The sequence below is a fragment of the Kitasatospora arboriphila genome (assembly GCF_039528095.1).
In the GTDB taxonomy this organism is placed as follows: domain Bacteria; phylum Actinomycetota; class Actinomycetes; order Streptomycetales; family Streptomycetaceae; genus Kitasatospora; species Kitasatospora arboriphila.
In genome coordinates this window covers 1-17,510 of the sequence record NZ_BAAALD010000113.1, presented here as the reverse complement: position 1 = coordinate 17,510, position 17,510 = coordinate 1, and the positions used below count along the sequence as shown (strand labels likewise).

Genomic DNA, 17,510 nt, shown 5'->3' with positions numbered 1-17,510 from the left:
CCGGCCTCGGCCGTCCGCACGACCTCCAGTGCCGTGCCGTCCGCATCCGGCCCGTCACCGACCGACCCCGCCACCGAGGCCGAACGCAGCGGTGTGCCCGCCCCCATCGCTTCACACCCCTTCGTGTCGACGCCGCGGGTGCCCACTGCTCCTGCACCGCGGCCCGGTCGTCCTGGAAGTGACGAGAGCGGCCCGGTCGCCGGACCGCCCGCGGGCCACTCGCCCGGCCCGGGCCGGAGTCCGGCGCCCTTCCCGACCCCCCAGGTCAGGGCAACTCTCGTTCGCGGAACTGAAGTTACTTTCGTGGTCGGTGTGACTCAACGCAGCCCGGGTCACTTCACTCATAAGGGTGATCCAGATCCGATTCCGGTCGTGCGCGGGCTCCGGAGTGCGACCGGATCGGGCCCGGCGCTCCGGAGCGCGCCCCGGACGACGTGCGCCGCCGGGGGGGGGGGGGGGGGGGGGGGGGGGGGGGGGGGGGCTGGCCACCGAGGCGGGCATGCCCCGCGGCCGCGGGGGGGGCGGGGGGGGCGGGGCGGGCCGCCCGCCGGGCGCGGTAGTCTCGACAGGTGCCGAATCTGTCCGACGTGATCACCGCGCTCGAAGAGCTGTACCCGCCGCAGTGGGCGGAGTCCTGGGACGCCGTCGGGCTGGTCTGCGGCGACCCGGAGGCCGAGGTCCGCCGGGTGCTCTTCGCCGTCGACCCGGTGCAGGCGGTGGTCGACGAGGCCGCCGCGTGGGGCGCCGACCTGGTCGTCACCCACCACCCCCTCTACCTGCGCGGCACCACCAGCGTCGCCGCCACCACCTTCAAGGGCCGGGTCGTGCACACCCTGATCCGGCAGGGCATCGCGCTGCACGTCGCGCACACCAACGCCGACCACGCCGACCCCGGCGTCTCCGACGCCCTCGCCGAGGCGGTCGGCCTGCGCGTCACCGGCCCGCTCGTCCCCGACCCGACCGCCCCGGCCGGCCGCCGCGGCGGCGGCCGGATCGGCGTGCTGCCCGAGCCGATGACCCTCGCCGCGTTCGCCGCACAGGTCGCCGCCGGGCTGCCCGCCACCGCCACCGGCGTCCGCGTCTCCGGCGACCCGGAGCGGACGATCAGCCGGGTCGCCGTCTGCGGCGGCTCCGGCGACTCCTTCTTCGCCGAGGTCCGCGCCGCGGACGTCGACGCCTACGTCACCGCCGACCTGCGCCACCACCCCGCGTCCGAGGCGTCCGAGGCCGCCCCGACCGCCCTCGTCGACGCCGCCCACTGGGCCACCGAGTGGCCCTGGCTGAACCTCGCCGCCCGGTCCCTGACCGAAGCGGCCGGCAAGCACGGCTGGCAGCTGGAGACCAAGGTCTCCCACCTGGTCACCGACCCGTGGACGGGGCACGCCCCCATGCCGTACACCGCCTGACACCTGATCGATTCACACAGGAGCTTCCCGCTTGAACGCCGCGCCCGCCGACCAGATCCGCCTGCTCGACCTGCAGGCCATCGACTCCCGCCTGGACCAGCTGGCCCACCGGCGCCGCACCCTGCCCGAGCTCGCCGAGATCGAGAAGGCCGCCGCCGACCACACCGCCCTCAAGGACCTGGTCGTCGCCGCCCAGGCCCAGCTCTCCGACACCACCCGCGAGCAGACCAAGGCCGAGCAGGACGTCGAGCAGGTCCGCGCCCGCGCCGCCCGCAACCAGCAGCGGATGGACTCCGGCACCGTCACCTCCCCCAAGGACCTGGAGAACCTCCAGCACGAGATCGGCTCGCTCGCCAAGCGCCAGGCCGACCTGGAGGACGTCGTCCTGGAGGTCATGGAGCGCCTGGAGTCCGCCGAGAGCCGGGTCACCGAGCTGACGGCCCGTCTGCAGCACTCCGAGGTCGTCCTCAAGGAGGGCGAGGAGCGCCGCGACGCCGCCTGGGGCGAGATCGACGCCGAGGTCGAGAAGACCGCCCGCGACCGCGAGACCGTCGCCAAGGTGATCCCCGCCGACCTGCTCAAGCTCTACACCCGCCTGCGCGAGCAGCAGGGCGGCGTCGGCGCGGCCCGCCTCCAGCAGCGCCGCTGCGAGGGCTGCCGGGTCGAGTTCGCGATCACCGACCTCAACGCCATCAAGGCCGAGCCGGCCGACGCGGTCGTCCGCTGCGAGAACTGCGGCCGCATCCTGGTGCGCACCGCCGAGTCGGGCGTCTGAGCGGCGTGTCCCCCCGCAGGTTCATCGTCGAGGCCGACGGCGGCTCCCGGGGCAACCCGGGGCCGGCCGGCTACGGCGCCGTCGTCCGCGACGCCGACACCGGCGCGATCATCGCCGAGGCCGCGGAGTTCATCGGCCACGCCACCAACAACGTGGCCGAGTACCGCGGACTGATCGCCGGCCTGCGGGCCGCCCACGGCCTCGACCCGGACGCCTCCGTCGACGTCCGGATGGACTCCAAGCTCGTCGTCGAGCAGATGTCCGGCCGCTGGAAGATCAAGCACCCCGACATGCAGCCGCTGGCCGCCGAGGCCCGCACCGTCTTCCCGCGCGGCCGCGTCGCCTACACCTGGATCCCGCGCGAGCGGAACAAGGACGCCGACCGGCTCGCCAACGAGGCCATGGACGCCGGCCGGGCCGGCCGCCAGTGGGAGCCCCGGTCCGCCGCGGCCCCCGCCGTCCAGGCCGCCGAGGTCGAGGAGCCGCTGCCCGAACCCGCGGCACCCCGGGCCGGCTGGGCCGCCCCCGCCGACCTCGGCACGCCCACCACCTTCGTCCTGCTCCGGCACGGCGAGACCGCCCTCACCCCGCAGAAGCGCTTCTCCGGCAGCGGCGGCACCGACCCCGAACTCTCCGAGAAGGGCCGCTGGCAGGCCGAACGGGTCGCCGAGGCGCTCGCCGCCCGCGGCACCGTCCAGGCGGTCGTCAGCTCCCCGATGCGGCGCACCCGCGGGACGGCGGAGGCCGTCGCCCGGCGGCTCGGCCTGGAGGTCCGGATCGAGGACGGCCTGCGGGAGCTCGACTTCGGCGCCTGGGAGGGCCTCACCTTCGCCGAGGTCCAGCAGCAGTACCCCGACGACCTGAACGCCTGGCTCGCCTCCAGCAAGGCCAAGCCCACCGGCAGCAGCGAGAGCTTCGCCTCCCTCGCCCACCGGACGGGCGTCGCCCGCGACAAGATCATCGCCCGCCACCCCGGCCGGACGGTCCTCGTCGTCTCCCACGTGAGCCCCATCAAGACCCTCGTCCGCCTCGCCCTCGGTGCCCCGCCCGACGCGGTCTACCGCATGGAGCTCTCCGCGGCCTCCCTCTGCGCCGTCCAGTACTACGCCGACGGCAACGCCTCCCTGCGCCTCCTCAACGACACCAGCCACCTCCGCTAGGGCAACACCAGGGGCGCTGGGGGGCACCTCCCGGCCGAAGGCTGGGGGCGGAACTGCGCAGTCCGGGGCCGGCGTACTTCGCGGCTTCGGCCCTACCCCAATTGCGCAGTTCCCCGCGCCCCTCGGTGTGCGCTCCCGCCGGTACCTAATGGATCTCGGTGACGACGACGTCGAGCTGCCAGGGGCGGCGGGCGGTGCCGCGGGCGGAGACCTCGACGCGGTGGCCCAGCGCGGTGAGGGCGTCGACGAGTTCGCCGGGGGTGGCCGGGTCGGCCGCCGCGTTCAGCAGGTCCCGGACGAGGCGCCCCTTGGTGGCCTTGTTGAAGTGGCTGACCACGGACCGCTTGAGTTCGCCGTCGACCTCGCGCTCGTGCAGCACCCGCACGGTCGCCGTCCGCCCCGCGACCTCCCCGGCCGGCTTCCAGGCCGCCGCGTACGCGGAACTCCGCAGGTCGAGCACCAGCCCCTCACCCGCCGCCTCCGGCAGGACCTCCGCGGTGGCGGCCCGCCAGTGGGCGCCGAGTGCGCCGAGCGGCGGCAGCTTCACCCCCATCGAGCAGCGGTACGGCGGGATCCGGTCGCCGATCCGCACGGCGCCCCAGAGTCCGGAGAAGACGAGCAGCGTGCGTTCGGCCCGCTCGTAGGCCTCCTGGTCGAGTTTGGCGAGCCCGAGGTTGTCGAAGAGCACGCCGGTGTACACCTCGCCGGCCGGCAGTGCCCCGGCGGTGGGCAGGTCGGCGTTGCGGGCGATCTCGCCCCGCAGCCCGGGGGAGAGCCCGAGGACCTCGGCGGCGGTGTCCTCGTCGCCGCGGCAGAGTCCGACGAGCGCGTCGAGGACGGCCCGCCGGGCCGCGGTCAGTCCGGGCAGCGACAGCGCCTCCAGGTCGACCGGAGCGCCCTGCGCCGACGCGGCCTTCCCCTCCGAGGGCGGCAACAGGACCAGCACGGCGGCACTCCTCAACACTTTGTGGCAGACGTCCCCGCCACTGTACTGGCGACCGGTCGCCCGCTCCGAAGCCGTCCGGCCTTCGTCCCCGCGGCCCGTCAACTCCCCGCCGCGCGGCCGCACCGCCTCTGACCACCGGACGGGACGCGCCCGACGGGCCCGCCGGTGCCGGCCCGCTTACGCTGCGGTCATGCCACGTCGACAACTGAGTGTCCGCACCGCCGACACCGCCCGGATCAACACCGAGCTCGCCGAGCTGCGCAGCCGGCTGGAGATCCGCACCGACTGGCCCGCCGAGGTGCTCGCCGAGGCGGACCGTGCGGCGGCCGTGCCCCGGCTGCCGGACGCGGACGCGACCGACCTGGAACTCTTCACCCTCGACCCGCCGGACTCCCTCGACCTCGACCAGGCCATGCACCTGGCCCGCCGCGACGGCGGCTACCGCGTGCACTACGCGATCGCCGACGTCGCCGCGTTCGTCGTCCCCGGCGGGGCGGTGGACACGGAGGCCCGCCGCCGGGTGCAGACCCTCTACTTCCCGGACGCCCGGGTGCCGCTGCACCCGCCCCGGATCTCCGAGGACGCGGCCAGCCTGCTGCCGGGCCGGCTGCGCCCCGCAGTGCTCTGGCAGATCGACCTGGACGCGGACGGCGCCGTGGTTCTCGCCGACGTCCGCCGCGCCCAGGTCCGCTCCCGCCGCAGGCTCGACTACGCCGGCGTCCAGGAGGCGCTCGGCGCGGGCACGGCCGACGGGCAGCTCCGGCTGCTCGCCGAGATCGGACGGCTGCGCGAACAGCAGGAGGCCGCCCGCGGCGGGATCAGCCTGCCCGTCCCCGAGCAGGAGGTCGAACCGGCCGACGGCGGCTACCGGCTCGCCTACCGCACGCCGCGCCCGGCCGACGCCTGGAACGCGCAGATCTCGCTGCTCACCGGCATGGCCGCCGCCGACCTCATGCTGGACGCCGGCACCGGACTGCTCCGCACCCTGCCCGCCGCCCCCGAGGCCGCCTACGCCCGGCTGCGGCGGGTCGCCCGGGCACTCGGCGTGGACTGGCCGGAGTCCACCCCCTACCCCGAGCTGATCCGCTCGCTCGATCCCGCGGACACCCGCAACGCCGCCTTCCTGGAGGAGTGCACCGGCCTGCTGCGCGGCGCCGGCTACCACGCCTTCGACGCCGCCCGGGGCGTGCCGCCGCCCGCCGACCCGGGCCACGCGGCGCTCGCCGCGCCGTACGCGCACTGCACGGCGCCGCTGCGCCGCCTCGCCGACCGGTACGCGCAGGAGATCTGCGTGGCGGTGGCCGGCGGCACCGACGTGCCGGGCTGGGTCCGCGACGACCTGCTCGACGTACCGGGGGAGATGGGGCGCGGCGACCGGCGGGCCCACGAGGTCGAGCGGGCCTGCGTCGACCTGATCGAGGCCGAGGTGCTGCGCGGCCGCGAGGGCGAGGACTTCGACGCCGTGGTGATCGACGTCGACGAGCGCCGGCCCGCCCGGGGAACCGTCCAGCTCGCCGATCCCGCCGTCGTCGCCAAGTGCGACGGCGAGGGGCCCGGGCTGCCGCTCGGCGAACGCATCCGCGTCCGCCTCACCAGTGCCGATCCCGCCACCCGAACCGTCCGCTTCGCACCCGTGTGAGCCGCCCGTGTCCCTGAGCCGCCCCGTCCCGCCCGCGCCCGGCCCCGGCCGGGACGACCCCGCCGCCCGTCCGCCCGCCCCCGCGGGGGACCGGCGCCGCCGCCTGCTCGTCCTGGCGGTCTGCTGTCTCAGCCTGTTCATCGTCAGCCTCGACACCACCGTGGTGAACGTCGCGCTGCCGGCCGTCCAGCACGACCTCGGCGCGCCCGCCTCCGGACTGCAGTGGGTGATCGACGCCTACACGCTGGTGCTCGCCGCGCTGCTGATGCTCTCCGGTTCGGTGGCCGACCGGGTCGGCCGGCGGCGGATCTTCCTGATCGGCCTGCTGGTCTTCGTCCTCGGATCGCTGCTGTGCAGCCTCGCGCCGGGCCTCGGCTGGCTGATCGCCTTCCGCAGCCTGCAGGCGGTCGGCGGTTCGATGCTCAACCCGGTGGCGATGTCGATCATCACCAACACCTTCACCAGCCCACGGGAGCGGGCCCAGGCGATCGGCGTCTGGGGCGGTGTGGTCGGCATCTCCATGGCGCTCGGCCCGCTGATCGGCGGCTTCCTGGTGGACAGCGCCGGCTGGCCGGCGATCTTCCTGGTCAACGTGCCGATCGGCCTCGCCGCCTTCGTGCTGACCCTCCGGTACGTGCCCGAGTCCCGCTCGCCACGGCCGCGCCGGCTCGACCCGGTCGGGCAGCTGCTGATGCTGCTGATGCTCGGCTGCGGCACCGCCGCGATCATCGAGGGCCCCGGCCACGGCTGGACCTCCCCGCTGATCCTCTCGCTGGCCGGGGTCGCGTTGGCCGCGCTCGTCCTGCTGCCGATCTGGGAGTCGCGGGTGCGCGAGCCGCTGATCGACCCGCGGTTCTTCGCCAGCATCCCGTTCAGCGGCGCCACCGTCACCGCGGTCTGCGCCTTCGCCTCGCTCGGCGGCTTCCTCTTCCTCAACGCGCTGTACCTGCAGGAGGTCCGCGGGTACGACCCGGTGCAGGCCGGGCTGTTCACCCTGCCGATGGCCGTGATGATGCTGGTCTTCGCACCGGTGTCCGGACGGATCGTCGGGCGTTCCGGGCCGCGGATGCCGCTGGTCTGCGCGGGCGCCGCGCTGGCCGCCAGCGGGCTGCTGCTGACCCGGGTGGCCGCGGACTCGCCGCCCGCGCTGGTCCTCGGCGCCTACGCGCTGTTCGGGCTCGGGTTCGGGCTGGTGAACGCGCCGATCACCAACTCGGCGGTCTCCGGCATGCCGCTCGCCCAGGCGGGGGTGGCCGCCGCGGTCGCCTCCACCAGCCGCTCGGTCGGCCAGTCGCTCGGCGTCGCGGTGATCGGCACCGTGGTCACCTCGGCGCTGGTCGGACCGGCCGCCGCCGGATTCGCGGAGGCCAGCCACGCCGGCTGGTGGATCGTCACCGCGCTCGGCCTCGCCGTGATCGGGCTGGGTCTGGCCACCACCACACCGCGGGCCGCGGCGAGTGCCGCACGGGTCGCCGCCCGGCTGGACCCGGCCCGGGCCGGTGTGCCGGGCGGGGCCCCCGAGCGGCTACGATGACCACTACGGCGGACGAGCCGGCCGGGCGGTCGCGACGGGTCCTTCACGGGGCCCGCCGAGGAACGTCCGGGCTCCACAGAGCAGGGTGGTGGGTAACGCCCACCCGGGGTGACCCGCGGGACAGTGCCACAGAAAGCAGACCGCCCACCGCTTCGGCGGCGGGTAAGGGTGAAACGGTGGTGTAAGAGACCACCAGCGACCGAGGTGACTCGGCCGGCTCGGTAAACCCCACCTGGAGCAAGGTCAAGATCGGTGCCCCTCGGGGTGCCGTGCGCGGATGTTCGAGGGCTGCTCGCCCGAGTCCGCGGGTGGACCGCACGAGGCTGTCGGCAACGGCAGCCCTAGATGGATGGCCGCCTCCCCGGGCCGCGCAAGCAACCCGGGAGACAGAACCCGGCGTACAGGCCGACTCGTCCGTCACCAGGCCGACGGAAGGCCCCCGATCCGCATCGCGCGGACCGGGGGCCTTTTCGCGTCCGGAGGGCGGCGACGACTCGGCGAACGACCTGCGGAGCCGCCCCCGCTCTTGCCGCGCCTATCGAGATTCGATAGATTCCCATCGCAATTCGATGGGAGGATGAGGTCGTGGGAAAGCTGACAGTGGGGGCGCTGCGCGCCGTGCTCGCGGTGGTGTTCGCCGGCACCGTGCTGGTGCAGGTCCTGATGGTGTGGGTGTTGGTCAGCGGGAACGACCCGGAGGACGGGACGCTGCCGCTGACCGCGTTCCGCGTGGTCACGATCCTGGGCCTGGTGACGGCCCAGGTCGCCCTGGTCTGCGTCTGGCGGCTGGTGGCGATGGTGCGGCGCGGGACGGTGTTCTCGCACGCCGCCTTCCGCTACGTGGACGGCGTGATCGGCGCGATCGTGGCGGCCGCCCTCGTCTGGTTCGCGGTCACCGCGATCAACGCCCCGGGCCAGCGGGAGGACCCGGGCGTCACCGTCATCATGGCCGGGATCGGCGTGGCGATCCTGGGGGTCGCGCTCATCGTGCTCGTGCTGCGGATGCTGCTCGCCCAGGCCGTCGCGCGCGACGTCGAGGCGACGCAGCTGAAGGCCGAGTTGGACGAGGTGATCTGATGCCCATCGTCGTCGACATCGACGTGATGCTGGCCAGGCGGAAGATGTCCGTGGGCGAGCTCGCGGACCGCGTCGGGATCACCCCCGCCAACCTCGCCGTCCTCAAGAACGGCCGTGCCAAGGCCGTCCGCTTCGCCACGCTCGCCGCACTCTGCGAGGTCCTCGCCTGCCAGCCGGGCGACCTGCTCCGCTGGGAGTCCGAGGACCTCGTACCGGCCGACGCGGACCCGGAGCACGTGTGAGGCTGCGGTGGGAGGCGCGGCCGTGACCCCGCCTCCCACCGCTCGGCTCAGGCCCTGCGGCGGAAGAGCATGACGAGGGCGATGCGTTCCCCGCCGAGTGACTTGCCCTCGCCGACGGCGAAGTTGGCGAGGGTCCAGCCGGAGGCCTCGACGGCCTGGATCTGCTCGGCCATGCCGACCATGGGCCCGGTGGTGAGACTGTTCTTGTTGGCCTCGATGGCCTTCCAGACGAAGACGGAGTCGCCGCGGTTGTAGGCGTCGGCCGCCTCCTTGCCCGCGTTGTTCCCCTTGGCCTGGTTGATGAAGCCCATGTGTCCCCCTGTGCTGGTGCTGTGTCAGCACCCTGCCAGCGCCACTGCTGGTGGAGCAAGGCGGTGACGGAGTCGTGACCGCCGACCCGGCGGTCACGCGCGTTCGGCGTCGTGGGCGGCGACGGCGGCGGTGAGGCGCAGGAGGTCGGCGGGGCGGGCCGGGTCGAGGCCGGTGAGGGCGGCGATGCGGCGCAGCCGGTAGTCGACGGTATTGGGGTGGAGGTGGAGCGCGTTCGCGGTGTGCCGGCGGTTGAGGCCGCCGGCCAGGTGGGTGCGCAGGGTGGTGAGCAACTCGCCCGCCCCGTGGAGGGGTCCGATCAGGGCGGCGAGCCGGGGTCTGGCGTGGCCGGGCCGGCTGAGCTGGTACTCCAGGAGCAGGTCGTCGAGCCGGTAGAGGCCGGGCGGCCGGCCGAAGGTGCGGGCCACGTCGAGGACTTCGTAGGCGAGGGCGGCGGCGGTCGCGACGCCCGAGGGTTCGGCGGCGGCCCCCGCGGCGAGCACCGGGGCGCCTGCGGCCCGGGCGGTCGCGGCGACGGTGTCCGCGAGGCGGTGCCACTCGGCGGTGGGCAGGTCGGTCGGCCGGGTGTCGAGCGGGACGAGCACCAGGCCGCCGTCGGCGGCGAGCACCGAGAGGGCCGAGTGCCGGGTGCGGTGGTCGAGTTCGGCGCGCAGGCGGCGGAGTTTGCGGCGGCCGGCGACCGTCCGGTCGACGTCCTCGGCGTGTTCGTCGGGGTGGTCGTCGACGGAGAGGACGAGGACGGCGTAGCCGGGGGCCAGCCGTAGGCCGGCCCGGGCGGCGGCCTCGTCGGCGGGGGTGCCGTCGAGCAGGGCGCCGAGCAGTGCGTTCCGGGCGGCGTGCCGTTCGTCGACCATGGTGCGGCGTTCCTCGAAGTAGCCGGCGCCGGCCGCGGCGGTGACCTGGCGGAGGTGGTCGAGCAGCAGCCGGTGGAGCGTGAGCAGGCCGGGGGTGTCGCCCTCCCCGGCCTGCCGGGTCATCCAGTCCCAGCAGACCTCCAGGCCGATGTGGTGGGCGAGCAGGACGGCGTCCAGCGGCAGCCCTTCCTCGGCGCGGCGGGCTGCGGTCTGCCGGACGGTGGTGAACTCCTCGTCCGGGGCGGGTTCTCCGGTGCGGACGGCCCGGGCGAGGGCGCGGACGCGGCGCTCGGTGGTGCGGGCGAGTTCGCCGTCGACCTGTTCGCGGGGCAGCCGCCGGTAGGTGGGCAGGGCGTCGAGCAGCGCCGCGAGGACCGCCCGGACGAGTTCCGGCAGGGCGGCCAGCAGCCGCTGGTCCGCGGGGACGCCGCCGATCGTCGGGACGTGCCACCCCGTGACCTGCGCCGGGGCGTTGTGACTGCTCACAGAAATCACCGTCCAGGTCTGGGGAACGCCCGAGGGCCGGTCCGGTGCGGCGGCCCCATCATGGAGGCACTCCCGGTTACCTGTTGGTAACAAACTTCTGGTGTGGAGGCAACAGTTGAGAACCCCACTTCTCCGCTTCTCCGCAAGAACCTTCCGCCGCAGGCTCGTCGGCGCCCTCGGCTCGGCCCTGCTGGCCGCCGCCCTGCTCGGCGGAGGAGGGTCCGCCGCCCTCGCCGCCGAGACGGCGCCCGCGGCGGCGGCCCCGCCGGACGGCGACACCGTCGCCTCCCCGCCCGGTGCCAACGACTGGAACTGCCGCCCCACGGCGGCCCACCCCAACCCCGTCGTGCTGGTCCACGGCACCTTCGCCAACCGCTTCGAGAACTGGCTGGTGCTGTCGCCGCTGCTGAAGAGCAAGGGCTACTGCGTCTTCGCCCTCGACTACGGCACCGTCCCCGGCGTCACCTCCTCCGGCAGCGGCGTGCTGCTGCCGATCGGCGGGCTCGGCCCGGCCGCCGAGTCCGCGGCCCAACTCGGCCGTTTCGTCGACCTGGTGAGGTCGTACACCGGTGCCGCGAAGGTCGACATCGTCGGCCACTCGCAGGGCGGCATGATCCCGAACTACTACCTGAAGTTCCTCGGCGGCGCGTCCAAGGTGGACAAGCTGGTGGCACTCGCACCGTCCAACCACGGCACCACGCTCTCCGGCATCGCCAACCTCGCCCCCTACCTGCCCGGGGTCGCCGACCTGATCTACACCGCCTGCCCGGCCTGCAAGGACCAGGTGGTCGGCTCGGCGTTCAACCGGAAGCTCTCCTCGCTGCCGGACACCGTGCCCGGGGTGCACTACACGGTGATCTCCACCGTCTTCGACGAGGTGGTCACCCCGTACCGGACGCAGTTCCTCAGCGGGCCGGACGTCGACAACATCACCATCCAGGACAGCTGCCTGATCGACCTCTCGGAGCACGTCCTGATCGCCTTCGACCCGACCTCGCTGCACCACGTGACCAACGCGCTCGACCCGGCCCACGCCACCTGGGTGGGCTGCGGCTGAGCCGTCGGCGGCGGGCCGCCCCACCGGCCCGCCCGCGGTGCCCGCACCGGCCCTGCGCCGGTGCGGGCACCCGCGCGTCCGGCCCGGGGCGCGTCGGGTCGGGGTGCGCCGGTTCAGGGGGTGGTGACCGCGGCGAGGATGCGGTCGCGCAGCGGGGTCAGCCGGCTGCCGCTGAAGCCGTGGTACACCGCGTTGGTGAGCAGCACCGCGTAGCGGCCGAGGGCGGGGCAGAGGTAGAGGCTGGTGCCGGTGTAGCCGTGGTGGTAGGCGGCGCCGGTGTCGGTGACCAGCCAGCCGAGCCCGCGGGAGCGGCCGGCCTCGACCGCGATCTGCGGCCGCAGGCTGGCGGCGAGCCAGGGGTCGTCGGCCGTCAGCAGGTGCTCGGCGAAGACGGCGAGGTCGGCGGCGGTGGAGAACAGCCCGGCGTGGCCGGCGATCCCGTTCAGCAGGGCGGCGTTGGGGTCGTGCGGGATCCCCCAGGTGCGCGGGGCGCCGCGCAGCCGCTGTTCGGTCGGTGCCACCGCGGGCGAGCGCCGCACCGGGCCGAACTCGGTGTCCCGCATGCCCAATCCGTGCCAGTAGTGGTCGCCGAGGGCGTCCAGCGGGGTGCCGTGGGCGTCGGCGAGCAGCAGGCCGAGCAGCACGTAACCCCGGTTGATGTAGCGGTGTTCGGCGCCTGGGGTGGCCACCAGTTGTTCGGCGCACAGGAGTTCGGCGAGCGGGCGGTCGAGGTGCAGGTAGCGGTCCAGCCGGGTCTCGGGCTGCAGGCCGGCGCTGTGCGCGAGCAGTTGCCTGACCGTCAGCCAGCCGCCGGGGGAGGGGAGTCGGGGGAACCGGGCGCGCAGCGGCTCGTCCAGGTCGAGCAGGCCGGCGGCCAGGGCCCGGCCGGTGAGCGCCCAGGTGGCGGTGATCTTGGTGAGTGAGGCGAGGTCGTAGCGGGTGCGGTCGTCGGGCCCGGCGGGTCCGCACTCGGGGGCGACGGTGCCGCGGGCGGCCACGGTACGGCCCGCCGCCTCCGTGGAGCCGGCGGTGCCGAGGACGAGGACGCCGCCGGGGACACCGCGGTCCAGGACGGCGTGGTCGAGGGCGTCGGCGAGGGCGGCCGCGGCCGCGGGTGTCCAGGGGGTGGTGGTCACGTGCGTCCTCCGTTCCCGGTGGAGCGGATCCGGTCGTACGGGTGGTACCTACCCGCGGACGGGCCTGCGCTCCCCGGCGCCGCCGCCTCAGCCCTGACCGGCCGACAGCTCCTCCAGGACGCGGACCGCCCGCTCGGCGTCGGCGGTCGGCACGAAGAGGTGGTCGTGGTGGAACCCGGCGGCGACGTTGCAGCTGATGCCGCGGTCGGCGAGCGCGGTGGCGACCGCGGCGGTGAGGCCGACGGCCTCCAGCGCGGAGTGGATCCGCAGGGTGATCCAGCCGGCGACGAACTCGTAGCCCAGCCCGAGCGAGTCCGCCTCCTCCTGCGGCACCACGACGGTGGCGCCCTCCTCCTCGGCGACGGTGACCACCGGGCGCAGGCCGGGCGGCACCCTGCCGGGCAGGGTGCAGTACACGTACCGCCCCGGGTTCAGCGCGGGTCGCAGCCCGGAGAGCAGGGCGGACAGGTCTCGTTCGGCGGCCATGGCGCCACCGTAGTGCGTGGCCGGGCCCGCACGGCGTCCCGTCGGCCGCCGGTGTGTCGCCGTCCGGGGCGGTGCGGGTGACGGCGGGTCACGGCGCCCCGGCGGCCGGGGACGCGGCTGCGCCGGGCGGCGGGAGTCGCCCCGGGGGTGCGACCCGTCCGTCCGCCCGGCGTACCGGGTGGGTCCGTCCGGTGTTCAGGCGGGCAGCTGCTCCAGGCCGCGGGCCCGGGCCAGCCAGTCGGCGAACAGCGCGGTGTCGACCTCGGCGGCGCTCCGGAGCTTGACCGAGGCCATCGTGCGCGAGCCCGGGGCGAGCCGGCCGGACGGGTCGGCGAGCTCCTGGCCGCGCCAGAAGCCGAAGGTCAGGTGGCCGGCGTACGACTTGAGGAAGCAGACCGGGTTCTTGCCGGGGGCGGCGCCGAGGCTCCACACGGGGTGGCCGTGCCAGACGGCGCCGCGGCCGGGCAGGGCGGCCTCGACGAGCGGCAGCAGCCGGTCGGCGATCTCGCGCCGGGCGGTGGGGAGGGAGTCCAGGTACTGCGCGACGGTGGTGGTGGCGGGCATGGTGGTCGTCCTTCGGGTTCGGTGGCCGGAGCCGGTCGGGCGGTGGCGGGATCGGAGGCTGGGGGCGGTCAGCGGAGGCGGTCGGCGGCGACGGCGGAGACCCAGACCATCGCGGTGATCGCGCCGATCGCGAGGGTGAGCGAGCCGGCCGGGCCGCCGGTCATGGCCCATCCGTCGCCGAGCAGCAGTGCGGTGGCGGCGGAGCGGGAGGCGAGGGCGCGGCCGCGGCGGCCGGTGCGGGCGAAGTGGCGGCCGAGGACGTAGCAGGCGGCGATCAGGGCGGTGAAGGAGACCGTGCCGGCCAGCAGGTGTCCGACGGCGTGCCAACTCAGGCCGGGCGGCATCCCGTCGGGCGTGCCCACCGGGTAGCCGTCGGCCGGGTCCATGACGAGGACACCGGCGGCGATCATGCCGAGGCCGTAGGTGCGGACGAGCCGGGGTGCCCAGCGGCCGCCGGGCGTGTCCGCGAGGGTGCGGCGCAGGCCGGCGGCGCCGAGGACGGTCAGGACGCCGGCGACCAGGAAGTTCGTGATCTGCAGCGGGCCGAGGTCGCCGTTGCTCAGTGCGCTCAGCGGGTGGCGGGTGAGGTCGAAGCCCGTCCGGGTGGCGGCCTGGGCGAGGGCGACGGCGGCCCAGAGCGGACCGGCGACCGCGCCGCAGACCAGCAGGGTACGGGTGCCCGGTGCGGTGGCGGTCGTGCCGTGAGCGAGGTCGGTGCGGGCGGCGGCGGGGGCGGGGGCGGTGGTCACGGTGTCCTCCGGGGCGGTGGTGTCGGGCGGTGCTGCCCTCACGTCGTCCGGTCGATGTGACAGGGAATGCACACCGTTCCCTGTCACATCGCCTCGTTCGACGTGAGGGCAGCACAAGATCGCGGCGTGACAGGGCGCCGTCGGACCGAGGAGAGAACCATGCGCTTCCTGATGACCACCAAGCCGACCGACGCCGCCCCCGACGAGAAGCTCTTCGCGGAGATGGGCGCGTTCATCGAGGAACTGACCGCGGCCGGCGTGCTGCTGGCGACCGGGGGCCTGGAGCCGGGCGGGGTCCGCCTGGTCTCCTCCGGGGACGAGATCACCGTCACCGACGGCCCCTACGCCGAGGCGAAGGAGGCCGTGGCCGGCTTCGCGCTGGTCGAGGTCCGCTCGAAGGAGGAGGCGATCGAGCTCGCCCGCCGCTTCCGTCGGATCGTCGGCGACGGCGAGAGCGTCGTCCAGCAGGTGTTCGGCCCCTGACCCTCCCGCCTGCCCGCCCCGCCCCGCCTGCCCGTTCGGCCTGCCCGGCTCGGCACCTGCCCCGGCCCCGTCCCGGTTTGCGGACGGGCCGGGGCGGGTGCTGTCATCGTGGCCGTGCCGGATGTCCACCGCACGATCGACGCGGTCTGGAAACTCGAGTCGGCGAAGATCATCGCCGCGCTCGTCAGAATCGTGCGCGACGTCGGCCTCGCCGAGGAACTGGCCCAGGACGCCCTGGTAGCCGCCCTCGAACAGTGGCCGCAGTCCGGCGTCCCCGACAACCCGGGCGCCTGGCTGACCGCCATCGCCAAGCGCCGGGCCGTCGACCGCGTCCGCCGCGACGGGCGGCTGGAGCAGCGGCAGCGGCAACTCGCCCACGAGCTGCGGCAGTCGGGCGAGGCCGAGCCCGAGGACGACCGGGACGACGTGCTGCGCCTGATGTTCGTCTCCTGCCACCCCGTCCTGCCGACGGAGGCCCGCGTCGCGCTGACGCTGCGTCTGCTCGGCGGACTGACGGCCGCGGAGATCGCCCGGGCCTTCCTCGTCCCCGAACCGGTGGTGGCCAGGCGCATCGCCGCCGCCAAGCGCACCTTGGCCGAGCAGCAGGTGCCGTTCGAGCTGCCGACCGGCGAGCGGCTCGCCGACCGGCTCTCCTCGGTGCTGGAGGTCGTCTACCTGGTCTTCAACGAGGGGTACTCGGCGACCGGCGGGGACGACCTGATGCGGCCCGGGCTCTGCCTGGAGGCGCTCCGGCTGGGCAGGCTGCTCGCCGCCGCCGTGCCGCACGAGGCCGAAGTGCACGGCCTGGTCGCCCTGATGGAGATCCAGGCGTCCCGCGCGGCCGCGCGCACCGGGCCGTCCGGCGAGCCCGTCCAGTTGCACGAGCAGAACCGCGGCCGCTGGGACCAGCTGCTGATCCGCCGCGGCTTCACCGCGATGCTGCGCGCCCGGGAGTGCGGCGGCCCGCCCGGCCCGTACGTGCTGCAGGCCGCGATCGCGGTCTGCCACGCCCAGGCGCCCACCGCGGAGGCCACCGACTGGGCGCAGATCGCGACCCTCTATGCCGCGCTGGAACGGCTGCTGCCGACCCCGGTCGTCCGGCTGAACCGGGCCGTCGCGGTCGGGAAGGCGTACGGGCCGCAGGCCGGCCTCGACCTCGCCGACGGGTTGACCGCCGACCCGGCGCTGCGCGACTACCACCTGCTGCCCAGCGTCCGCGGCGACCTGCTGGAGCGGCTCGGCCGCACCGGGGAGGCCCGGCTGGAGTTCCGGCGGGCCGCCGCTCTCACCCGCAACGCGGCGGAACGCGCCTTCCTCGACCGCCGCGCCGACGCACTGCCGACCGGGGAGCCGACGGCCGGGGCCCAGGTGCCCGCGGGGCCGTCGCCCGCCCTCCTCGGCGCCACCGTCCGCGCGTTCCTCGACCGGGACGACCTGGACGCGGCGACCGTCCGCTCGTACGGGCAGACCCTGCGGCGGCTGCGGCTCGGGCTCGGCGACGAGCTGCCGCTCGGCTCGGTCGACGCCGACCGGGTCGCCGGGGTCCTGGCCGCCGCCTGGGGCGGCGCCGCGCCGCGGACCTGGAACCGGCACCGCGCCGCCGTCCGCTCGTTCGCCGCCTGGGCCGGGCTGGACGACCTCGCGGCCGGCCTCGACCGGCGCCCCGAACCGGCCGGCCGGACCGGTGCGATCGCCCCCGAGCAGCTCGAACGGCTCTGGGCGCTGCCCGGCCCCTCGCTGCGCGAGCGCACCCTCTGGCGGCTGCTGCACGAGTCGGCCGCCCCGGTGCGGGCCGTCCTGGCGCTGGACGTCCAGGACCTCGACCTCGACGACCGCGGCGCCTGCGGTGACCACGGTGACCGCGGGGTGGTGTGGCGGTCGGGCACGGCCCGGCTGCTGCCGGAGCTGCTGGCCGGACGAACCCGCGGCCCGCTCTTCCTCACCGACCGCCGCCCCGGGCCGGGCCGGACGCCCGCCCCGGCCGACCTCTGCCCGGAGACCGGCCGCGCGCGGCTCTCCTACGAGCGCGCCGAGCACCTCTTCAAGCTGGCCACCCGCCCGCTCGACCCGGCCGGCGAGGGCTGGACCCTGCGGATGCTCAAGCCGCGCCGCTGATCGGACGCCCCGTCAGGGCTGCTCCCGCTCCGCCGCGTCCGCGGTTCCTCCGTGCTGCCCTCCCGCGCCCCCGCCTGCCCGGCGACCGTCTGACGACTATCGGAAACCGTTGACGGGCGACAGTCACCGATATATCGTCGAGGTATCGAGATGCTTCGGGGGAAGCATCACGGACGAAAGGTGGTGCGCATCATGCGCGAAGGAAGGCGAAACCGAGGAGAACGCCGCCGCGGGTCGGTGCCCGGCGAGGGAATGCCGGGCGAGGGCTTCGAGAGGCGGTTCGCGTTCGGGCCGTTCGGCCCGCCCGGAGTGCCGCCCGGCGGCCCCGGGATGCCGGGGGCCGGCCCGTTCGGGCACGGCTTCGGCGGGCCGGGGCACTTCCCCGGCCACGGCGGGCACGGCCACGGCGGCCGTGGCCCGCGGGGCGGCGGCTGGGGCCGCGGACCTGGCCGCGGCCGGGGGCGGGGGGGC

The 17,510-nt window shown here is 75.3% G+C and carries 17 protein-coding genes, 1 other RNA gene and 1 pseudogene; 12 read left to right on the top strand and 7 right to left on the bottom strand.

Annotation, left to right across the window (positions count from 1 at the left end; translation table 11 throughout):
* Positions 1-569 precede the first annotated feature (569 nt).
* Genes ABD353_RS34720 through ABD353_RS34710 form a run of 3 tightly spaced genes read left to right on the top strand, consistent with a single transcriptional unit; the run spans position 570 to position 3,341 of the window.
* The gene (locus ABD353_RS34720; protein WP_344627693.1) at positions 570-1,406 is read left to right on the top strand and encodes a Nif3-like dinuclear metal center hexameric protein; all 837 of its coding nucleotides are present in this window, start codon (positions 570-572) and stop codon (positions 1,404-1,406) included.
* 31 nt (positions 1,407-1,437) lie between these two features.
* Positions 1,438-2,181, top strand: coding sequence for a zinc ribbon domain-containing protein (locus ABD353_RS34715; RefSeq protein WP_344627692.1), 744 nt, complete (start codon positions 1,438-1,440; stop codon positions 2,179-2,181).
* Positions 2,178-3,341, top strand: coding sequence for a bifunctional RNase H/acid phosphatase (locus ABD353_RS34710; protein WP_425555312.1), 1,164 nt, complete (start codon positions 2,178-2,180; stop codon positions 3,339-3,341). Before ABD353_RS34715 ends, ABD353_RS34710 begins: the two co-directional genes overlap by 4 nt.
* Before the next feature lie 145 nt (positions 3,342-3,486).
* On the opposite strand, the gene yaaA is transcribed toward ABD353_RS34710, so the two are convergent.
* Positions 3,487-4,287, bottom strand: a complete 801-nt coding sequence (gene yaaA, locus ABD353_RS34705) for a peroxide stress protein YaaA (protein WP_344627690.1) — start codon at positions 4,285-4,287, stop codon at positions 3,487-3,489.
* 190 nt (positions 4,288-4,477) lie between these two features.
* On the opposite strand from yaaA, the gene ABD353_RS34700 reads away from it, so the two are divergent.
* From ABD353_RS34700 to ABD353_RS34680, 5 genes are all read left to right on the top strand, one after another.
* Positions 4,478-5,926, top strand: coding sequence for an RNB domain-containing ribonuclease (locus ABD353_RS34700; protein WP_344627689.1), 1,449 nt, complete (start codon positions 4,478-4,480; stop codon positions 5,924-5,926).
* Positions 5,927-6,029: 103 nt separating this feature from the next.
* Positions 6,030-7,460 (top strand): DHA2 family efflux MFS transporter permease subunit, encoded by a 1,431-nt coding sequence (locus tag ABD353_RS34695; RefSeq protein WP_344627700.1) that lies wholly within the window; start codon positions 6,030-6,032, stop codon positions 7,458-7,460.
* Between the two features lie 13 nt (positions 7,461-7,473).
* Positions 7,474-7,877, top strand: an RNA gene (rnpB, locus tag ABD353_RS34690) — RNase P RNA component class A.
* A gap of 168 nt (positions 7,878-8,045) precedes the next feature.
* The gene (locus tag ABD353_RS34685; protein WP_344627688.1) at positions 8,046-8,537 is read left to right on the top strand and encodes a DUF2975 domain-containing protein; all 492 of its coding nucleotides are present in this window, start codon (positions 8,046-8,048) and stop codon (positions 8,535-8,537) included.
* Positions 8,537-8,779 carry a helix-turn-helix domain-containing protein gene (locus ABD353_RS34680; protein ID WP_344627687.1) on the top strand — a complete coding sequence of 81 codons (243 nt, stop codon included), beginning with the start codon at positions 8,537-8,539 and terminating at the stop codon, positions 8,777-8,779. The genes ABD353_RS34685 and ABD353_RS34680 overlap by 1 nt, the downstream gene beginning before the upstream one ends.
* A 47-nt stretch (positions 8,780-8,826) precedes the next feature.
* Here the strand turns inward: ABD353_RS34680 and ABD353_RS34675 are convergent, their stop codons facing one another.
* Together ABD353_RS34675 and ABD353_RS34670 are read right to left on the bottom strand one after the other, a co-directional pair.
* Positions 8,827-9,090: a hypothetical protein gene (locus tag ABD353_RS34675; RefSeq protein ID WP_344627686.1), complete on the bottom strand. Its 264-nt coding sequence runs from the start codon at positions 9,088-9,090 to the stop codon at positions 8,827-8,829.
* Positions 9,091-9,183: 93 nt separating this feature from the next.
* Positions 9,184-10,449 (bottom strand): PucR family transcriptional regulator, encoded by a 1,266-nt coding sequence (locus ABD353_RS34670; protein ID WP_344627685.1) that lies wholly within the window; start codon positions 10,447-10,449, stop codon positions 9,184-9,186.
* Between the two features lie 187 nt (positions 10,450-10,636).
* Between ABD353_RS34670 and ABD353_RS34665 the strand changes: the two genes are divergently transcribed.
* The gene (locus ABD353_RS34665) at positions 10,637-11,506 is read left to right on the top strand and encodes an esterase/lipase family protein (RefSeq protein ID WP_344627699.1); all 870 of its coding nucleotides are present in this window, start codon (positions 10,637-10,639) and stop codon (positions 11,504-11,506) included.
* Positions 11,507-11,619: 113 nt separating this feature from the next.
* Here ABD353_RS34665 and ABD353_RS34660 read toward each other — a convergent pair whose 3' ends face one another.
* The 4 genes from ABD353_RS34660 to ABD353_RS34645 form a co-directional block, all read right to left on the bottom strand.
* Positions 11,620-12,642: a serine hydrolase domain-containing protein gene (locus ABD353_RS34660; RefSeq protein WP_344627684.1), complete on the bottom strand. Its 1,023-nt coding sequence runs from the start codon at positions 12,640-12,642 to the stop codon at positions 11,620-11,622.
* An 87-nt stretch (positions 12,643-12,729) separates the two neighbouring features.
* On the bottom strand, positions 12,730-13,128 hold the full coding sequence (locus ABD353_RS34655) for an ACT domain-containing protein (RefSeq protein ID WP_344627683.1): 399 nt from the start codon (positions 13,126-13,128) through the stop codon (positions 12,730-12,732).
* Positions 13,129-13,323: 195 nt separating this feature from the next.
* The gene (locus ABD353_RS34650) at positions 13,324-13,692 is read right to left on the bottom strand and encodes a DUF1801 domain-containing protein (RefSeq protein ID WP_344627682.1); all 369 of its coding nucleotides are present in this window, start codon (positions 13,690-13,692) and stop codon (positions 13,324-13,326) included.
* 68 nt (positions 13,693-13,760) lie between these two features.
* Positions 13,761-14,483: a DUF998 domain-containing protein gene (locus ABD353_RS34645; RefSeq protein ID WP_344627681.1), complete on the bottom strand. Its 723-nt coding sequence runs from the start codon at positions 14,481-14,483 to the stop codon at positions 13,761-13,763.
* 117 nt (positions 14,484-14,600) lie between these two features.
* Here ABD353_RS34645 and ABD353_RS34640 point away from each other — a divergent pair, with 117 nt between their 5' ends.
* The 3 genes and pseudogenes from ABD353_RS34640 to ABD353_RS40625 all read left to right on the top strand — a co-directional run bounded on the left by ABD353_RS34640 (position 14,601) and on the right by ABD353_RS40625 (position 17,039).
* The gene (locus tag ABD353_RS34640; protein WP_344627680.1) at positions 14,601-14,924 is read left to right on the top strand and encodes a YciI family protein; all 324 of its coding nucleotides are present in this window, start codon (positions 14,601-14,603) and stop codon (positions 14,922-14,924) included.
* Between the two features lie 105 nt (positions 14,925-15,029).
* A pseudogene (locus tag ABD353_RS40630) lies at positions 15,030-16,262 on the top strand (RNA polymerase sigma factor); the annotation flags it as partial.
* 30 nt (positions 16,263-16,292) lie between these two features.
* Positions 16,293-17,039 (top strand): site-specific integrase, encoded by a 747-nt coding sequence (locus ABD353_RS40625; RefSeq protein WP_425555311.1) that lies wholly within the window; start codon positions 16,293-16,295, stop codon positions 17,037-17,039.
* The last annotated feature ends 471 nt before the right edge of the window (positions 17,040-17,510 follow it).